Origin of the sequence: Roseivirga sp. (genome assembly GCF_965216855.1) — a bacterium.
Taxonomy (GTDB): Bacteria; Bacteroidota; Bacteroidia; order Cytophagales; family Cyclobacteriaceae; genus Roseivirga.
Map to the genome: position 1 here is coordinate 4,620,538 of NZ_OZ244204.1, position 17,106 is coordinate 4,637,643.

The 17,106-nt window shown below is 42.7% G+C and carries 14 protein-coding genes; 1 reads left to right on the forward strand and 13 read right to left on the reverse strand.

Annotated features, from left to right (window positions below; genetic code table 11):
* Nucleotides 1–2: 2 nt before the first annotated feature.
* The 13 genes from ACOOEY_RS20340 to topA form a co-directional block, all read right to left on the reverse strand.
* Nucleotides 3–854 (reverse strand): TolB family protein, encoded by an 852-nt coding sequence (locus ACOOEY_RS20340; RefSeq protein ID WP_420386568.1) that lies wholly within the window; start codon nucleotides 852–854, stop codon nucleotides 3–5.
* A gap of 142 nt (nucleotides 855–996) precedes the next feature.
* Complete coding sequence (locus ACOOEY_RS20345; RefSeq protein ID WP_420386569.1) at nucleotides 997–2,157, reverse strand: alpha/beta hydrolase; 1,161 nt, start codon at nucleotides 2,155–2,157, stop codon at nucleotides 997–999.
* Nucleotides 2,158–2,416: 259 nt separating this feature from the next.
* Nucleotides 2,417–3,064: a hypothetical protein gene (locus ACOOEY_RS20350; RefSeq protein WP_420386570.1), complete on the reverse strand. Its 648-nt coding sequence runs from the start codon at nucleotides 3,062–3,064 to the stop codon at nucleotides 2,417–2,419.
* 1 nt (nucleotide 3,065) lies between these two features.
* On the reverse strand, nucleotides 3,066–3,572 hold the full coding sequence (locus ACOOEY_RS20355) for an RNA polymerase sigma factor (RefSeq protein ID WP_420386571.1): 507 nt from the start codon (nucleotides 3,570–3,572) through the stop codon (nucleotides 3,066–3,068).
* 129 nt (nucleotides 3,573–3,701) lie between these two features.
* Nucleotides 3,702–4,610 (reverse strand): hypothetical protein, encoded by a 909-nt coding sequence (locus ACOOEY_RS20360; RefSeq protein WP_420386572.1) that lies wholly within the window; start codon nucleotides 4,608–4,610, stop codon nucleotides 3,702–3,704.
* Nucleotides 4,611–5,880: 1,270 nt separating this feature from the next.
* Complete coding sequence (locus ACOOEY_RS20365) at nucleotides 5,881–7,518, reverse strand: ABC-F family ATP-binding cassette domain-containing protein (RefSeq protein ID WP_420386573.1); 1,638 nt, start codon at nucleotides 7,516–7,518, stop codon at nucleotides 5,881–5,883.
* Nucleotides 7,519–7,573: 55 nt separating this feature from the next.
* Nucleotides 7,574–8,503 carry a sugar phosphate isomerase/epimerase family protein gene (locus ACOOEY_RS20370; protein WP_420386574.1) on the reverse strand — a complete coding sequence of 310 codons (930 nt, stop codon included), beginning with the start codon at nucleotides 8,501–8,503 and terminating at the stop codon, nucleotides 7,574–7,576.
* Between the two features lie 303 nt (nucleotides 8,504–8,806).
* Entirely contained in the window at nucleotides 8,807–10,216 is a 1,410-nt protein-coding gene (locus tag ACOOEY_RS20375) for an MATE family efflux transporter (protein ID WP_420386575.1), read from the reverse strand.
* Nucleotides 10,217–10,379: 163 nt separating this feature from the next.
* Nucleotides 10,380–11,066 (reverse strand): SIR2 family NAD-dependent protein deacylase, encoded by a 687-nt coding sequence (locus tag ACOOEY_RS20380; protein WP_420386576.1) that lies wholly within the window; start codon nucleotides 11,064–11,066, stop codon nucleotides 10,380–10,382.
* Between the two features lie 96 nt (nucleotides 11,067–11,162).
* Nucleotides 11,163–11,714: an HD domain-containing protein gene (locus ACOOEY_RS20385; RefSeq protein WP_420386577.1), complete on the reverse strand. Its 552-nt coding sequence runs from the start codon at nucleotides 11,712–11,714 to the stop codon at nucleotides 11,163–11,165.
* 86 nt (nucleotides 11,715–11,800) lie between these two features.
* Complete coding sequence (locus tag ACOOEY_RS20390; RefSeq protein ID WP_420386578.1) at nucleotides 11,801–12,928, reverse strand: carboxypeptidase-like regulatory domain-containing protein; 1,128 nt, start codon at nucleotides 12,926–12,928, stop codon at nucleotides 11,801–11,803.
* Nucleotides 12,929–13,041: 113 nt separating this feature from the next.
* The gene (locus ACOOEY_RS20395) at nucleotides 13,042–14,010 is read right to left on the reverse strand and encodes an alpha/beta hydrolase family protein (protein WP_420386579.1); all 969 of its coding nucleotides are present in this window, start codon (nucleotides 14,008–14,010) and stop codon (nucleotides 13,042–13,044) included.
* Nucleotides 14,011–14,138: 128 nt separating this feature from the next.
* Complete coding sequence (topA, locus tag ACOOEY_RS20400) at nucleotides 14,139–16,451, reverse strand: type I DNA topoisomerase (protein WP_420386580.1); 2,313 nt, start codon at nucleotides 16,449–16,451, stop codon at nucleotides 14,139–14,141.
* Between the two features lie 145 nt (nucleotides 16,452–16,596).
* Between topA and ACOOEY_RS20405 the strand changes: the two genes are divergently transcribed.
* On the forward strand, nucleotides 16,597–17,088 hold the full coding sequence (locus ACOOEY_RS20405; RefSeq protein ID WP_420386581.1) for a SixA phosphatase family protein: 492 nt from the start codon (nucleotides 16,597–16,599) through the stop codon (nucleotides 17,086–17,088).
* The last annotated feature ends 18 nt before the right edge of the window (nucleotides 17,089–17,106 follow it).

The window sequence follows — 17,106 nt, forward strand, 5'->3', positions numbered from 1 at the left end:
GGTTATTGATCATCCGGTCTTAACCTGTGAATGACCTCTGTGCTAACCCAAAAAACATTTGCCAGCCCTGGTTCAATATCTCTTTCGTCCCTGCCAAAGAACAAATACTTACCATCGGGACTGATGCTTGGTGTTTTTTCTGAAAAATTGGAGTTTATTGTCGTTCCGAGGTTGATGGGCTTAGACCAAGCTCCATCCTGCCTTTTGAAATAAACATAAATATCATTGTCCTTTCTGCCTTCTTGCTCATTCTTCGCGGTCACTAATAAATAGTCATCGTTTGGCGAGATAAAAGCATGATGACCCATTTCAATCTCAACTGGTCGGGGGGCCACGAATTCACCATTTCTTTTCGAGGCATAAGAGGTTTTAAATGTTGAAAGGTTGAAGTAATATAACCCATCGCTCTTTGAATGATTAGGGAAGAAGACCATTTTATCATTGACGGGGGAATTTAGTTGACGAGCTTCGCTCCATCCGTTCTCCAGACGGTTAACGTACCATATGCGTTCATCTGAAAAAAATGAGTCATATGCCGTAAAATATAACCGGTCACTATTCGGGCTCGCGAAAGGATGCAATTCTTCCTTTTTCTCTCCTTTGGTAAGGTTGATTTTTTTAATAGGAGTCCAGGTGCCATCTATGAGCCTGGAGAAGTAGATTTGGGATGGCTCGTCTTCATAATTAGCATCAAAATATAGCTCTTTAAAGTCTGGTGAAAACGAAATGGTGCTTTCGTACCTTCCATCGATAGATACCTCACCCGGAGCAAAGACTTCCGGTACTAAGCCCGGTGGCTTCTGGCTGAAATACGATATTTTCTCAGTTGAAGAATCATCGGCTTTACGGTTCAAATTCTCTGTTTTGCAAGCACTTAGACATACTGCAAATACCAAAATTGTCAATCCAATTGTACTTTTTTTCAATGGTCAATTTGTTTTAGTGATTAAGCCATATGAATTTTCATTTCTCTAGTTTTCAAGCTAGTCGCAAAAGCTATTGAAGCTTTTTCAGAAAGTCTTTTAAAGCATTCCAGTATTCTTCCGCTCCTTTTTGTCCTATCCAAACAGCTCTTGAACCATGAAAGCCATCAGATTCAGGAATAAACTGCATTTGCAGTGAATTCATTTTGTCAGGCTTCAATAGTTCACTTACAGCTTCTGACTCGGTTTTGGAAGAGGTCACGAGGTAAGGCTTTTGAGTATCCTTCAATACCTCTTGCAATGGTTGAGCTTCTTCGCCAAAGTAATTTCCCGGACTAAAAGCTATCACCGCTTTTACTTGGCTGTTATTTAATTCCATCAGAGCCAAACTAGATGAATACGAGCTTCCCCAAACAATAACCTTCTGATCGTATCTACCTGAAAGATAGTTAATTGCAGCAGTAATATCCTGTCGGGCATCTAACATAGTCGGTGTTTTACCTTCGGATTGAGCCAAAGTGGCTGTTTCGTTAGCCTGGTTAGCAAATGGACCACCTGATCGCTGATCAATTGCCAGGCAGTTATAGCCTAATTCATTTAATCTGGGTGCAATATCAAGGTATTCGGCCTTGTTATAGCCGGCTTGATGACACAGCAGAATGACAGGAGCCGATGGATCAATTTCATATAGATTGCCACTTATTTTCAATCCATCCTTGGCCTGGAAAGAAACAGCTTTAGGCTGAAATTTCATCACCACATCGTTGCTACCCGGCACCTGAACACTTTCCCTGAGCTGCCTTTGTTGCTCCATTTCCAGCTTGATAAGATTTTCAATTAGTTCAATTCGCTCAATTTTACCGGAGTCATTAAAGTGCACAGCTGACTCCATAGTGCCCATCCCTTGAAATTCGTACTGAATATTTGCCAGGCCGTTTTCAGTACCCAGTACTTTCATGCCTATAAATGGAAGCCTTGTAAAAATGTTGTTTAGTATAGCAGGAGTATTGGCTACTGGAATCGGCTTGAACTGCAGAGTTTTGCTCAGGTGCTGATTGATGTAAGCTGTGTCTTTTTCCGCAAAGCTTTTCTCCATGGCGCTCAACTGATCAGAATAGTCTTGTGCCTTTAAACTGAAACTGATTGTAAAAAGAAGGTAAATGGTAGTCAGAAATACTCCTTTATAGCCAATAATGCCTGTCGTTAACCATTTATTTCTATCTGTATTTTTCATAACTCATTTAGATTTGAAGTTGATTGACTTTCTGCCTGGATTCCCTTTTTAAGGATTCGAGAGGTTATCAACCAGGACCATAAACCCAGGTTGAAAACGAGTAATTCGTAATACCAGGGCAGACTTTCCGGTAACACCACAAAGGCAAAAAGCATAATTACAATGCTTATGATCTTTATTGTTCTTAAAAAGGGCTCTCTTTGCATCTGAATGCTTGTTTATTCAGTGAGTTGCAAATGACCCTGGAGCATTACACTTTTTAAGAATTTTCTTTGAATTCCTTTAAATAGGCTTCCAGCTTCTGTACGTATTGACCGAACTTCAAACCCTGCATATACCGTTGAAAACAGTAACCGAAAACACCAGAGGCTATGGGCAGAAGTAATAAAATCAAAGTTCTTATGTCGTAGGCCAGATCGTGGTTTTTGAAAGCAAAAGCATAATATAACCATGTCATGAAGATGGGAGAAAGAAGTGCTTCACTGTAAATATTGAAGGTCATGGCTGAGCGCATACTACTGACAATTCCTTCTAAGCCTTTCTTGAGATTTTCGGGGGCTTTTTCCAGTTTCTGAATTTGACGGAAAGCCTTCAAATTGAAAAAGAGCATAATCCAAAGTGATAATGTGAGCATGGCGAAGAAGACAAGACTCTCAGTAGGGTTGAAAAATTTTTCCAGAGGATTAAAAGATATGTCCGATAGGGTCAGCATGATCATAACAAAGCCAACGGAAGAAGCTGTTCCTCCCATGGCAAATTTATAATACATGCCTTTTTTAATATGATTGACTTCTGTTTTTGATTTTTGACGGATACTTTGATTAACCGTTTTCTCGTTAACAAAGTCTTTCTGAATTACCTCATGATCAAACAGTTGCCAGGTGGCCTTTAACTCTAATAGCTCCATGTTATTTCTCCTTAATTTTTTTGCTCAATTTTTCTTTAATGCGTGTCATTTTAACACGTACATAGTTGGTGGTAATCCCCACTAAATCTGCTATTTCTTCATTGCTGTTTCCTTCAAGATAGAGCAATACAATTGCCTTATCTAGCTTGTTTAAGCCACTGATGGCCTGATACATTTGTCGGAATCTTTCGTTTTCGAGCTCAGAATAGCCTGGTTCTTCTATGTGTTCCCGAAACTCGAATGACTCAAAGAATAAAAGCTTGCGTTTCTTCACCTTCCGCAGGTCTTGAATGGCAACATTTAATGCTACCCTGTACATCCATGTCGAGAATTTTGAATCGGCCCTAAAAGACTTGTAGGACTTCCAAAGATTGATGAGTATTTCCTGAAAAAGGTCTTTCCGATGTTCTTCGTTATCACAATAAATGCGGCAGACCTTGTGGAGTATGCCTTGTGATTCCATGACTTTTGCCAGGAACTCTTTTTCTGCTTGTCGTTTTTTGTTCAAACCTAGTGCACTTTGTTAGTAGGTTGAGACAAAGTGCTGATCATTACAATTCCGGTAACTTATTTTAATCTTCATACACAATATGAAGAACTTTCGGTTTTGTTATGAGCTAAGGTAAGAAAATCAAATTCACTCATTTTGATCAAACAGTGTCAACCACAACTCGGCAATCTGCCGGTTGGGAAACCAGGAAGTAACTCCTCTAGGTCGTGGGCGGGTGCTGTCTTCAATGATATCATGATTTTCTATTGAGGCGAGATAACCGGAAGAAGGTAAAGGGGTGAGGCCAGACTCCTGCATTCTTATGGGAATAATCAGGTCGAAGTATTTCAAAGCAAAGGCCTCTGATTTGGCAAACTCATGACCCTGTCCAGGCTCCTCGGCAAACATCCATTTAGCACCAAAACGTCTGTTGACCGCATAAATTCCTTCAACAATTTCATTGCGGTAAGGATTGTCTATTTCTCCGGTGAGAAATACTCCCGGTACCTGTCGGGTAGCTTTAGAGGCCAATGCGGTATAATAAACACCTCCTTTGTTGACAATAAAAGAGATGACACGTTCCGGCTTCCAACAAGCAAACTCATAATTAAACTGACCTCCGGCAGACATGCCCCAGAAGGCCAAAGGAGCTTTCTTTATCTCAGGATGTCCGCTTTTGTCTGCAAGTCTGTCCAGTATATCTAACATGGCCTGGCCACTCTCTTGGCTTACATTCACATAACGTTCAATAGCCATGTTCTCACTGCGCTGATCGGTGATATGGGCAGCCAGCAAAGCCATATTGTATTTATTCGCCAATGCCTGCCATTCGGGCTTTTCAACCATAGTTCTGCCATTACCATTGGAACCCGGTACCAGAACGATAACACCGGTCACCGATTCGGTTTCCGAACCGATCCATAAGCGGAAAGCGGCTTTCTGAAAGTTGTTGCCGTTCATGACGCTGTCTTCCAGAACAGTTTGGGCTTTAGCCTGGCTGAACCCAGAAATGATAACGATGATGGTTAGGCAGAATACAAGAGACTTTTTTAGCATGGCGGAATTATTTAATACTGAATGTAAGCAACCTGAATCAGATAGGGGAGCAATATGTGATGAGCAGTAGGGCTGATCATCTATCTTGACTTAACACAATAATCAATATACAGAGATGATTTAGATGTACATTTCGCTTCTATGAAGCTTATAAGCACTTAAAGTGATACTTGTTATGACATTCGGCCACTCTGTGGCCTGTACATGTACCTTTATCGTTGCCGCTCAAATGGTTAGGCCTAATGTCATAATGTTCTTGTGTCGCTTCTATGAAGCTTAGCAGCTCTTAAAGTGATATTTGTTATGACATTCGGCCACTCTGTGGCCTGACACGTACCTTTATCGTTGCCGCTCAAATGGTTAGGCCTAATGTCATAATGTTCTTGTGTCGCTTCTATGAAGCTTAGAAGCTCTTAAAGTGATATTTGTTATGACATTTGGCCACTCTGTGGCCTGACACGTACCTTTATCGTTGCCGCTCAAATGGTTAGGCCTAATGTCATAATATTCTTATGTCGCTTCTATGAAGCTTATAAGCACTTAAAGTGATACTTGTTATGACATTTGGTCACTCTGTGTCCTGTACATGTACCTTTATCGTTGCCGCTCAAATGGTTAGGCCTAATGTCATAATATTCTTATGTCGCTTCTATGAAGCTTATAAGCACTTAAAGTGATACTTGTTATGGCATTTGGCCACTCTGTGGCCTGTACATTTACCTTTATCGTTGCCGCTCAAATGGTTAGGCCTAATGTCATAATATTCTTAGGTCGCTTCTATGAAGCTTAGCAGCTCTTAAAGTGATATTTGTTATGACATTTGGCCACTCTGTGTCCTGTACATGTACCTTTATCGTTGCCGCTCAAATGGTTAGGCCTAATGTCATAATGTTCTTGTGTCGCTCCTATGAAGCTTAGCAGCTCTTAAAGTGATATTTGTTGTGACATTGGGCCATGCTGTGGCCCGTACACATACCTTTATCATTGTCGCTAAATGGTTAGGCCCAATGCCATAAGCCTAAAGCTTCGTAGAAGCGACATGATTATGATGCAAACAACCATAGCAAGGAGACAAGAAATAGATATCGTTTCTACGAAGTTTAGAAGCACTTAGTGATACCTATTATGATATTAAGCCACGCTGTGGCCTATTTGACTGAACGGCATAAACGGCTCCATAGGAGCTAGATGTTATAAACTCTAAGTTCAATGAGTTTACTTAGCTTCGTAGAAGCGGCATATTCTTGTGGCAGAGGATTTTTAATCGGGATTACACTTTGCGCTCAATCTCGCGAAGGTTCTCCATTTTCTTGTTGCGAAGGAATCCGTTGATATCTTCCAAATGCTCCTTAATTCTTTGATTGCCGAATTCCAGTACTTTAGAAGCTAGTCCATCCAGGAAATCACGGTCGTGAGAAACCAGTATTAAAGTTCCGTCAAAAGCCTTCAGGGCATCTTTCAGAATGTCTTTGGAGCGGATATCCAGGTGGTTGGTAGGCTCATCAAGAATCAATAGGTTCACTGGTTGAAGGAGCAGCTTCACCATGGCGAGACGTGTTTTTTCTCCTCCGGAAAGTACTTTTACTTTCTTGTCTATGGCATCACCTGAGAACATAAATGCTCCCAGGAGGTCCTTGATTTTTGTCCTTACATCGCCCTGAGCAATTTCATCGATAGTTTGAAAGACGGTAAGGTTCTCGTCAAGGAGGGAGGCCTGATTCTGGGCAAAGTATCCGATCATGGCATTATGGCCCACCTGCAGGGTTCCTTCAAAATCAATTTCGCCCATTACAGCTTTTACGAAAGTAGATTTACCCTGACCATTTTTTCCTACCAGGGCTATTTTCTCGCCTCTCGCTACGGTAAAGGAAGCGCCTTTGAAAACAACATGGTCTCCGTAGCTCTTTCCCAGATTATCGACAATGACCGGATAATTTCCTGAACGAGGAGCAGGAGGGAACTTGATATTTAAAGCAGAAGTATCGACCTCATCCACTTCAACAATCTTCATTTTCTCCAGCATTTTAACCCTGGATTGTACTTGCAGAGTCTTGGAATAGGTGCCCTTGAAACGCTCAATAAACTCTTTAATTTCCGCGATTTCCTTAGCCTGGTCATCAAATTGCTTCTGCTGTTGTTCACGCCTTTCTTTTCTCAGTTCCAGATAGTGTGAATAATTGGTTTTATAGTCGTACACCTTACCACGGGTAATCTCAATGGTTCTATTGGTGAGATTATCAACAAAGGTTTTGTCGTGGCTGATCACCATTACGGCTTTGGCACTGGTTTTCAGAAAATCTTCCAACCATTGAACCGATTCGATATCGAGGTGGTTTGTAGGCTCATCAAGTAAAATCAGGTCTGGCTTCTGAAGAAGGATCTTAGCCAGCTCTATACGCATTCTCCATCCACCACTGAACTCATTAGTCGGTTTTTGCAAATCGGAACGCTGGAAACCGAGGCCTATAAGTGTCTTTTCTACCTCAGCATCGTAGTTGATGTCTTCGATGCTGTAGTATTTTTCACTGAGTTCGGATACTTCTTCAATAATCTGGCTGTAAGCTTCTGACTCATAATCAGTCCGGGTTTCGAGTTGATGATTGAGCTCATCAATCCTGGTTTTCATGCCCTGAATTTTAGCAAAGGCTTTGGACGCTTCTTCAAAGACCGAACAATCATCTTCTGTTAACAGGTGCTGTGGCAGGTAGGCTACTACGGCATCTTTGGGAACGGAGATTCTGCCGTGAGTGGGATTATTCTGACCAGCAACAATTTTCAGCAAGGTAGACTTACCCGCTCCGTTTTTGCCCATGAGGGCAATACGGTCATTATCATTGATATTGAAAGTAACATTATTAAACAGGGTGTGGCCACTATATTCAACACCTACGGCATCAACAGAAATCATCAATGGGAATTTGGCCGCAAAGATAGGTGATTGGATAATGAAAAAATGCGGCTCACTAAAGTTCTGACCAAATTCTTTCGATCAGTTTTTTACTGGCTTTAATACCTTCAGTTTCACCAAGGTTCTCGCCTTCATATTCTATACCTATATGACCGATATAACCGGCATCCTTTACCTCTTTTAGCATAGATTTGTAGTCGAGTTTAGGCTGATTACCGTTGGCATCGAAGTCATATGTTTTAGCACTGACTCCTTTGGCATAAGGAAGAAATTTTTTCACTCCCTCCACATGATTGTAAACGGACTGACAGCCATCGCCCATAGTAGAACCCCATAGCTCAGAAGTGCACCAGTTACCAAAATCAGGCAGGGTACCCATATATGGATTATTGACCTCCTTGATGACCTCTACTATAAAATCCGCCTGAGAGCTTAAAAGCCCGTGATTCTCTATCAGCACATTGATTTTTGCCTGTTGACTGTATTCGCAGAGACTACCCAAACCATCGACCAAGGCTGCTTTTAATTGAGCTTTTTCCTGCACACCAAAAGCATTAACTCGAATAGAATGACATCCTAATTTGGCGGCAATATCTACCCAGATATGATGATTTTGGACGGCCTTCTTTCTTTCAGCCACATTGGCATTGCCGAGTTCGCCTTCAGCATCTACCATGATCAGCAGATTTTTGATGCCTTCATTTTGAGTTTGATTCAACATTTCTGACCAGAAAGCAGCATTGGTTTTCTGGTCTGCATAAAACTGGTTCACATATTCACAAGCATGGATGCCGAACTCTTTTTTGGTCACCATAGGAAAGTCCGTAGCCGCCATTTTTCCGGATTGTAGTGCCTTATGTAATGACCACTGAGCCAGTGAGAATAGAGGTTCATCAGGGCCAGAGTTTTTAGGGACTTTCGGTAAAAAGCTAATTGCGGCACTGGCCATAGCTGTTTTCTTTAAAAAGGTTCTTCGCGATTCCATGTTTGATCAAAAAGAGAGTCAAACAAATTATGAATAATAATTGGTTTTTGCTGAAATGAAAGGAAGAGTCCAGGTAACCGTTTTCAGCCTTTGGGTGCCCCGGCCAGCCGAAGACAGTAGACGAGGTATTTCGCGCTTAATAATACCTTCGCTTAACACACCATTCTCAAGGCACTGATATTTGAGGTCGGCTTGATCTCCCAAATGGAAGGGAGGTGTAAGTAGGGGAGATAATATATTAACTGTGAATGCTCAACCGGTCGAACCACTAGTTGTCGTCCGACCGGTGAAGCATTCAGTTAGTTAGACTTCAGTCGTTTTCCATTTTCCTTTCTTAAAGAGTATTACAGAAACCACCGCAATCAGAATTTCTGATGAGGTGATGGCTCCGTAGACACCAACTGGTCCCATTTCAAAGTACAGGGCAGCCAGATAGGCAACAGGGATCTGAAATAACCAGAAGCAGAAAAAGTTGATAATCGTTGGTGTTTTGGTATCACCAGAGCCATTAAAGGCCTGAGTAATCACCATACCGTAAGCATAGAACAAGTATCCTGAAGCGATTACCTGTAAACTTAGGGCACCGTATTCCACCACATCTTCCACATCACTCAACAGTCCTATGATTTCTTCTGCAAGAAATAGGTAGATCAACGAAACAAGCACCATAAATATGGCATTGTACCGGCTGGTCTTCCAGACTGATGTTTCTGCCCGGTCTGGTTGTTGGGCTCCCAGGTTTTGGCCTACCAGTGTAGCGGCCGCATTACTCATTCCCCAGGAAGGCATTAAGGTAAACATCATTACCCTGATGGAGATGGTATAGCCAGCCAATACATCGCTACCAAACTCTGACATAATGCGCATCAGGAATACCCAGCTGGATGTTCCAATCAGGAATTGCCCGATACCCCCCAGAGAGATTTTTATCAGATTGAGCATTACTTGAGCTCTCCAGACAAAATCCTTCAGTGTCAGTTTGATACGACTCCAACCAAAGAACAACACCATGAACTGTGCAAAAACTGCCGTACCACGGCCAATAGTGGTTGCAATGGCTGCTCCTTCAACACCATAGGCCGGGACAGGTCCCCATCCAAAAATGAAGATCGGATCCAGAATAATGTTCAGGCCATTGGATAGTACCAGTGCCCACATGGCGATAGAAGCATCACCAGCACCTCTGAATATGGCATTGATAAGGAACAGGAGCATGATGGTAATATTACCACCGATCAGAATCCGGGTATAGCCATAACCTTCAGCAATCAATGAAGATTCTCCACCCATAAGCTCGAGAATTTCCCGAGGGTAGATGATGCCTATAGCACCGATGACAATCGAAATTATCACCCCAAGAATGATGGCTTGAACAGCGGCTTCTTTAGCACCTTTTTTGTCTTTGGCACCAGTTCTTCTGGCTACAACTGCAGTAGCTGCCATACTTAGACCAATCGCCAGGGCATAAAGCAGGGTAATTACAGATTCTGTGAGTCCAACTGTCGCGACTGCATTGACAGAGACCCTTGAAACGAAAATGATATCTACCAAAGCAAAGGCCGATTCCATTAACATTTCAAAAATCATGGGAATGGAAAGCATGAATATGGCCTTCCGGATGCTTCCGGTAGTAAAGTCTTCTTCTTTACCACGGATAGCGTCTATTAGATATTGAAAATACCTCTTGTATTTATTTTTAGAATAAGATGTCATTGTTGAGTATTATGAGATTTTAAAAAATAGATATACTTGACCGGGATAGGGGTTATCCCAGGTTCAGAACCGATGCAGCCTTGGCGTATGGAGTGAACGTATTTCTCATAAAATCATGATGCCTGCAAATCAATGGCAAAATCTTAAAATCTCCTAGAAAAAATTACTTTTTGAGTAAAATCTCCTTGAGTTGACGCATACCATCGGTCGCTTTAGCTTCGATATAGTTCATATCCCGGCCAAAATGTCCACCCGGCTTTTTAGGGTCTACCAGGTAGATGGGACATGAAGTTTGGGTGTACTGAACGAGGCTGGCAGCCGGATAAACCTGTAAAGAAGTGCCCACAACAAGAAAGATGTCTGCCTGCATAGTTATGTTAATGGCAGGCTCCATCATAGGAACTGCTTCTCCAAACCAGACAATATTGGGCCTGAGCTGACTACCTTTCTCACACAGATCACCCATTTTCAACTCCCAATGATCCATTTCGTAAATAAGGCCCTCATCGATGGAGCTTCTGGATTGGAATAACTGGCCATGGAGATGAACTACATGACTGGAACCTGCTCTTTCATGAAGGTTGTCTACATTTTGGGTGATCACAGTTACTTTGAAATGATCCTCGAATTCTGCCAGAATCTCATGGGCTGCATTGGGCTTTACTGTTTGTGCCTGCCTGCGTCTTTCATTGTAAAACTGCTGAACAAGCTCCGGATTTCTCGACCAGGCCTCAGGTGTCGCTACTTCAGTTACATCATGGCCTTCCCATAATCCATCCGAATCGCGAAAGGTCTTAAGCCCGCTTTCCGCGCTGATTCCTGCTCCGGTAAGTACTACAAGTTTTTTCATTCTTCATTGTCGTTCCCGCCTACATGGGAATCTCTAATTGATTATATAAAACTGAAGGATTCCCGTATACACGGCATTGACTTGCTATAGAAAGGCTTAACCAATACCCAGTTCTTCTCTGTTTTCTTCTAACACATTGATTATAAATTGAATATGTTCGTCAAGTTCAACTCCTAGTTGCTGAACTCCGGCCTCAATTTCATCGCGCTCTACTTTAGCGGCAAAGCTCTTTTGTTTCAACTTCTTCTTTACTGATTTAGGAGTGAGGCCATTAATACCTTCGGGTCTTACCTGGCAACAGGCAATAATAAATCCGGTAAGTTCATCAGAAGCCAACAGGGCCTTATCTAGTAGTGTTTCATAACTAACGCCCCATTTGGTGTAATGAGCAGAGATAGCATGAGCAATCTTTTCCTCACCCTGATCCTTTAAAAGTGCCACAATCTTATGCGGGTGTTCTTCCGGGAAAGCCTCGTAATCAGCATCGTGTAACATGCCTGTAATGGCCCATTCTTCGGCATCTTCCCCAAAGTGTCTGCCATAGGCTTCCATTACCAGCTCTACGCTTCGGGCATGGCGAAGCAGACTGTCGGTCTTGGTCCAGTTTTCTAATAGTTTTCTTGCTTGTTCCCGGGTGATTTGACTCATAGTCCTAAATTATAAATTTGATTGAATATAAAGGACATGGCTTACACGAAGCAATAGAAGAGGAGAAGGGTGTGAAATTCTGGTGACTATTGGTCAGAGCCTTTTCTAATGTACTGCAGATGATAATTGAGTGGCATCAGTTCAGCCAGTCTTTCCCAACTCCAATAGCCATATTCAAGTAAGTACTCGGGTTCGGTTACTATGCCATTGGCATCAACTTTCACCCTGCTTTTTCTACTAAAGAGGTATGAAACCTGCCCGTCTCTGTCTGGAATGTCTTCAATAAGCATCTCACCGGTCTTAGTACCATTCCGACTACGTGAGCCAATGGTGGTAGTACGGCTAAAGGCATTGATAAAAGCATTTTCAGGCTTCTCGTTAATGTATTTCACTTTTAGGTAATCCGTAATGGTGAGGTAACCATCCTTAAGTACTTCCTGAGGAACAATAGTACCTGCCTCCTGAAACTTACCAGATCTTTCATCTCTTCTGGCCTTATAGGCTTCAAAACCATTTTCTTCAAGACTATTGGTACTGAGGGCGTAGATAAAATGCTGAAGAGAGCCTTCGTAGGTCTTTAAGCGATTGGCCTCCCATTGCTCCCTTTCTTCAGGATCATCGGTCTCCAACTCAACAAAATAGGGTATACCATTGTATTGGGCGTTTTGACCTTCAATACTTACCTGATCAGAGAATAGAAAATAGAGCAGGTAACCCGTAGCGTTGTTTTGAATCTGGAGTGGTTCGGTGACGAGGGCAATGATTTCTCCACTTTTACCTTTGTTTAATTCTACCACCTGGGGATTAAGAATTTCGATTTGATCGGCAATGGCCGTCTCCCCAATAATGGCCTTTTCAAATTGCTTGAAGAGTCTGTTCCATTTGCGGTCTCTCTTCTTGGCTTCAATCACATCTGATGTACCGGCAAGAGGCTTTAGAGTCACTTCAATACCACTAATTTCCTTCGCCTGAATGGTTCTCATTTCAAAACCCACTTTGGCAAAGATGATTTCTGTGAAATCGCCTGGTAATAACCGGAGATCGAAACTGCCATCAGGTGTAGAGACTGTTCCCAGAGAAGTACCTTTATAATAGATGCTGACCCCATAAATACCCTGTCCTGTTTCCTCATTAATTACCTTTCCGCTAATGGATTGCCCGTAAAGGCCGGTATGAGTGATGAGAATCAGAAAAAGACAGACAATCCGCTTCATGGGAAATCTTATTGAATAATGTTACTATGGAAATTTAATCATTCGTTACGGTAAAAGTTTAGTCAAAGCGCCTGAATATTACAGGCTTGCGTATCATTTAATGATATGATAATTTATTTCAGCGTGTTTTTGAAGAAGTCGGTAATAGCCTTTTCAAATTCTGTATTCAGGGGAAGGTTGGGGTTGGAGTAGGAAGCTACATTTTCATTAGCTTCTGCCGAAGAATTCTTGAGGATGTGATTCATTCCATCAATGACTTTTAATTCTGCCTTGGGATTAGATATCTGTAGCCTTTGGGCATCTTCTACCGTTACCTGAAGATCTGTGCTTCCGGTAATGACAAGGATAGGAATATCGAGCTTCTCAATTTCCAGCAAAGGATCATATTTCATCCATGACATCATAAAGGGTTGAATACTAGGTCGGAAGATGCTCATTAAGTAGGGTGGGACCTTTTCAACGGTTTCTCCCTGACGAAGTTTACCGAAGATTTCTCTGGCCTCTTTTACCACATTAGCAGGATTGAATGGGTTGGCTTTGATTTGTGCAATGATGGTTTCATCTATGCTCAGAGAAGGACCGGCTATAGAAGCGAAAGCTTTGACAGGACTATCCTGAGACAGCCTCATGCCGATCAGAGAGCCCTGCGAGTGTCCGGCAATTCCGATCTTCTTGAATCTTTTGTCGCTCTTCATGTACTCTAGCCAGGCCTGGGCATCGGTGACAAAGTCATCGAATGTAAGTTCGCTTTCAGACATGGCTGATTCTTTACTCAGGCCGATGCCTCTTTTGTCGAAGCGGAGAGAGGCTATACCGTTCTTGGCGAGCGTTTCTGCCAACAGCTTAAGGGAATTGTTTTTACCGGTGAGTGCTTCAGAGTTACCGTCTTTATCGGTAGGGCCGGAACCTTGAATGATGAGTACGGCAGGAAGCTTCTTTTTTTTGCCTTCCGGAAACATGATAACTCCTCCAAGTCGGTTACCAGCTGACTCTATAAAGATGGTCTCCTCCTCAAAGTTTTGTGCGTGTAGAGGAGCGATTAGCCAAAGAAAAATACAGGTAACAATAACCAGTCTGCTCATAGTCAATCTGTTTGAAAACTAGTGATTTCAATGGAGACTTGAAACAATAAATAAGCCAAAGGATGTTAAGAAATCCTATCGGTGTGAATGGATGATTTTAGATACCCAAATGCACAGTTAGGTAAGGCCTACTTTCTGCCACGTCCTTTTTTAGCAGGTGCTGCAGCAGCGAGTTCCAGACATTCTTCCAGCGTTAATTCAGCCGCCTCCTTGTCTTTAGGAATCTTTACATTCTGCTTACCCACTTTGATGTATGGTCCCCAACGGCCATTCAATACCTGAACATCAGGGTTTTCATCGAAGGTTTTGATAAACTTCTCGGCATCCGCCTTTCGTTTGGCCTCAATCAGCTCAATGGCAGTGGCTTCATCTACACTCAGTGGGTCATGTTCTTTACCCAGGCTCACGAATTTACCGTCATGTCTGATGTAAGGGCCGAAGCGACCGATAGCCGCGACAATTTTCTTGTCTTCGAACATTCCCACATCGCGAGGGAGTTTGAACAGCTCCAGTGCATCTTCAAGGGTAATACTCTCAATGAACTGACCCTTTTTAAGGCTGGCAAATTGTGGCTTCTCGTTTTCATCTTCCGAGCTTTCTCCAATTTGAACCAATGGTCCGAACCTTCCCAGACGTGCAATAACTGGTTTGCCTGATTTAGGATCAATGCCCAACTCGCGGCTGGCACCTACATCGCTACGCTTGATTTGCTCGGTTTCTTCTACAGTCTGGTGGAACTTACCGTAGAAGTTCTTGATCATATTGTCCCAGTTCTGAGAACCTCTGGCAATCTGGTCAAATTCTTCCTCTACATTGGCTGTAAAGGAATAGTCAATCACGTTAGGGAAGTGGTCGACCAGGAAGTCATTCACCACCATAGCAATATTGGTAGGGAAGAGCTTCGCCTTTTCGGCTCCCGTAGTTTCTGTCAGTTGATGAACATTCAACTGATCATCTTTCAGGATCAGTTCTTTATAATTTCTTTCTGTTCCATCCCTGTTTTCCTTCACTACATATTCTCTCTTCTGAATGGTAGAGATAGTCGGTGCATAGGTAGACGGACGTCCAATGCCCATTTCTTCAAGCTTCTTCACAAGGCTGGCTTCTGTATATCTCGCAGGAGGTCTGGTGAATCCCTGTCGGGCCTTCATCAGGTCCAGATTAAGTGACTGGCCAACACTTAAAGGAGGAAGCATGCCTTTGGCTTCTTCGGTATTGTCTTCATCATCGGTTGACTCGATGTATACTTTCAGAAAACCTTCAAAAACAATGACTTCACCATTGGCTACCAGCTTCTCGCTGTTGGTTGAAATACCAATGCTTACTGTAGTTCTTTCCAACTGCGCTTCTGCCATTTGAGAAGCTACGGTACGCTTCCAAATCAATTCATAGAGGCGTTTCTCATTATAGTCTTTACCAGCAGTGTGTACAGAAAAGTCTGTTGGCCTGATCGCTTCGTGCGCTTCCTGTGCCGACTGTGATTTAGTTTTGAACTTGCGGCCTTTGGCATATTCAGGTCCGAAAGCTGACTGAATCTCATTTTTAGCACCTTCCATGGCTTCATCCGACAGGTTTACGGAGTCAGTTCTCATGTAGGAAATCTTACCTGCTTCGTAGAGCCTTTGTGCCAATGTCATGGTCTGAGCCACTGAGAAACTCAGCTTACGGCTGGCCTCCTGTTGAAGGGTAGAAGTAGTAAATGGCGGTGCAGGAGATCGTTTTGCCGGCTTTTTATCGAGTGACTCGATAGTGAATTCTGCAGACTTGCAGCTTTCCAGGAACTGCTGAGCCTCATCCTCAGTACTGAACCTTTTTGGTAATTCTGCCTTAAGCTCTTTGCCATCGATATCGAAAATGGCTGAGATTTTGAAGAAAGATTGAACATCGAATTTGTCGATTTCTCTTTCTCTTTCTACCACCAAACGCACAGCCACTGACTGAACACGTCCGGCACTCAGTCCTCTTTTAATCTTCTTCCATAGCACAGGAGAGAGCTCATAACCCACCAGCCTGTCCAGGATTCTACGGGCCTGCTGAGCATGTACCAGATCTTCGTCAATGGTTCTGGGGTTTTCCAAAGCCTTCTGAATAGCGCTTTTGGTTATCTCTCTGAATACTATGCGTTTAGTGAGCTCTTCTTTAAGTTTCAATGCCTCTTTTAAATGCCAGCTAATGGCTTCTCCTTCGCGGTCATCATCACTCGCGAGGTAGATGGTTTGGGCATCCTTCGCTAACTTCTTAAGGTTTTTGATGACTTCCTTCTTGTCTGAGGTTACCTCATATGTCGGTATAAAACCATTCTCAATATCAATGGCTTTGTCTCCCTTGGGGAGGTCTCTAACATGGCCGTAGCTAGACACTACTTTGAAGTCTTTTCCAAGATATCCTTCTATAGTTTTAGCTTTAGCCGGTGACTCGACTATGACAAGATTTTTCGACATATAAGGCTTGATTTTAAATTCTGAGCGCTCCAAAGATGCGCATAAAACTTTCAAAAAAACAAGCGAATTGATTATTCCGCTCAATTTGAGTATATCAATACGCGATCTATTACGTTGTTGGACACATAACTGAACATCAATCAAAATGGTTAGAAATTTATTGCTGATAAGGCATGCAGAAGCAGAATTTCCTGCAGAAAAAAAGCGTGACTTTGAAAGAAGCCTTAGTCCTAACGGGATGAATCAGGCGCTGATTCTTGGAAATCATGTGAAAGACCTGCCCATTCAACTCGATGCTATTTATCACAGCCCGGCAGAAAGAACGCTGGCTACCAGTTTAGCCATCGTCAATGCGCTGGAGAGTAAGCCGCGCCTGATGGATGCCGAAGAACTGTATGAGGCCACCGGTAACCTGATGAAGGCCTTTGTCAACCGCATGGACGATAACTTTCAGAATGTGGCCATTGTGGCTCATAACCCCGGAATTTCTGAATTACACAATTATCTCACGAGAAAATTCGATGGCTTTGTGACATCTACCTGCGTATGGCTGACCTGTGAATATGATAGCTGGAATCATCTTTCTGAAAACAGTGCTCTGCAGAAAAGTTTCTATTATCCAGGCCAGATAGGATAGGCCCTTCCTGATAATATT

Excerpts from the sequence above, each read along its gene's own strand:
- ACOOEY_RS20365 (WP_420386573.1), bottom strand. The coding sequence starts at position 7,518 with ATGATTTCTGTTGATGCCGTAGGTGTTGAATATAGTGGCCACACCCTG.
- ACOOEY_RS20345 (WP_420386569.1), bottom strand. The coding sequence starts at position 2,157 with ATGAAAAATACAGATAGAAATAAATGGTTAACGACAGGCATTATTGGC.
- ACOOEY_RS20375 (WP_420386575.1), bottom strand. The coding sequence starts at position 10,216 with ATGACATCTTATTCTAAAAATAAATACAAGAGGTATTTTCAATATCTA.
- topA (WP_420386580.1), bottom strand. The coding sequence starts at position 16,451 with ATGTCGAAAAATCTTGTCATAGTCGAGTCACCGGCTAAAGCTAAAACT.
- ACOOEY_RS20405 (WP_420386581.1), top strand. The coding sequence starts at position 16,597 with ATGGTTAGAAATTTATTGCTGATAAGGCATGCAGAAGCAGAATTTCCT.
- ACOOEY_RS20385 (WP_420386577.1), bottom strand. The coding sequence starts at position 11,714 with ATGAGTCAAATCACCCGGGAACAAGCAAGAAAACTATTAGAAAACTGG.
- ACOOEY_RS20350 (WP_420386570.1), bottom strand. The coding sequence starts at position 3,064 with ATGGAGCTATTAGAGTTAAAGGCCACCTGGCAACTGTTTGATCATGAG.
- ACOOEY_RS20395 (WP_420386579.1), bottom strand. The coding sequence starts at position 14,010 with ATGAGCAGACTGGTTATTGTTACCTGTATTTTTCTTTGGCTAATCGCT.
- ACOOEY_RS20360 (WP_420386572.1), bottom strand. The coding sequence starts at position 4,610 with ATGCTAAAAAAGTCTCTTGTATTCTGCCTAACCATCATCGTTATCATT.
- ACOOEY_RS20370 (WP_420386574.1), bottom strand. The coding sequence starts at position 8,503 with ATGGAATCGCGAAGAACCTTTTTAAAGAAAACAGCTATGGCCAGTGCC.
- ACOOEY_RS20380 (WP_420386576.1), bottom strand. The coding sequence starts at position 11,066 with ATGAAAAAACTTGTAGTACTTACCGGAGCAGGAATCAGCGCGGAAAGC.
- ACOOEY_RS20390 (WP_420386578.1), bottom strand. The coding sequence starts at position 12,928 with ATGAAGCGGATTGTCTGTCTTTTTCTGATTCTCATCACTCATACCGGC.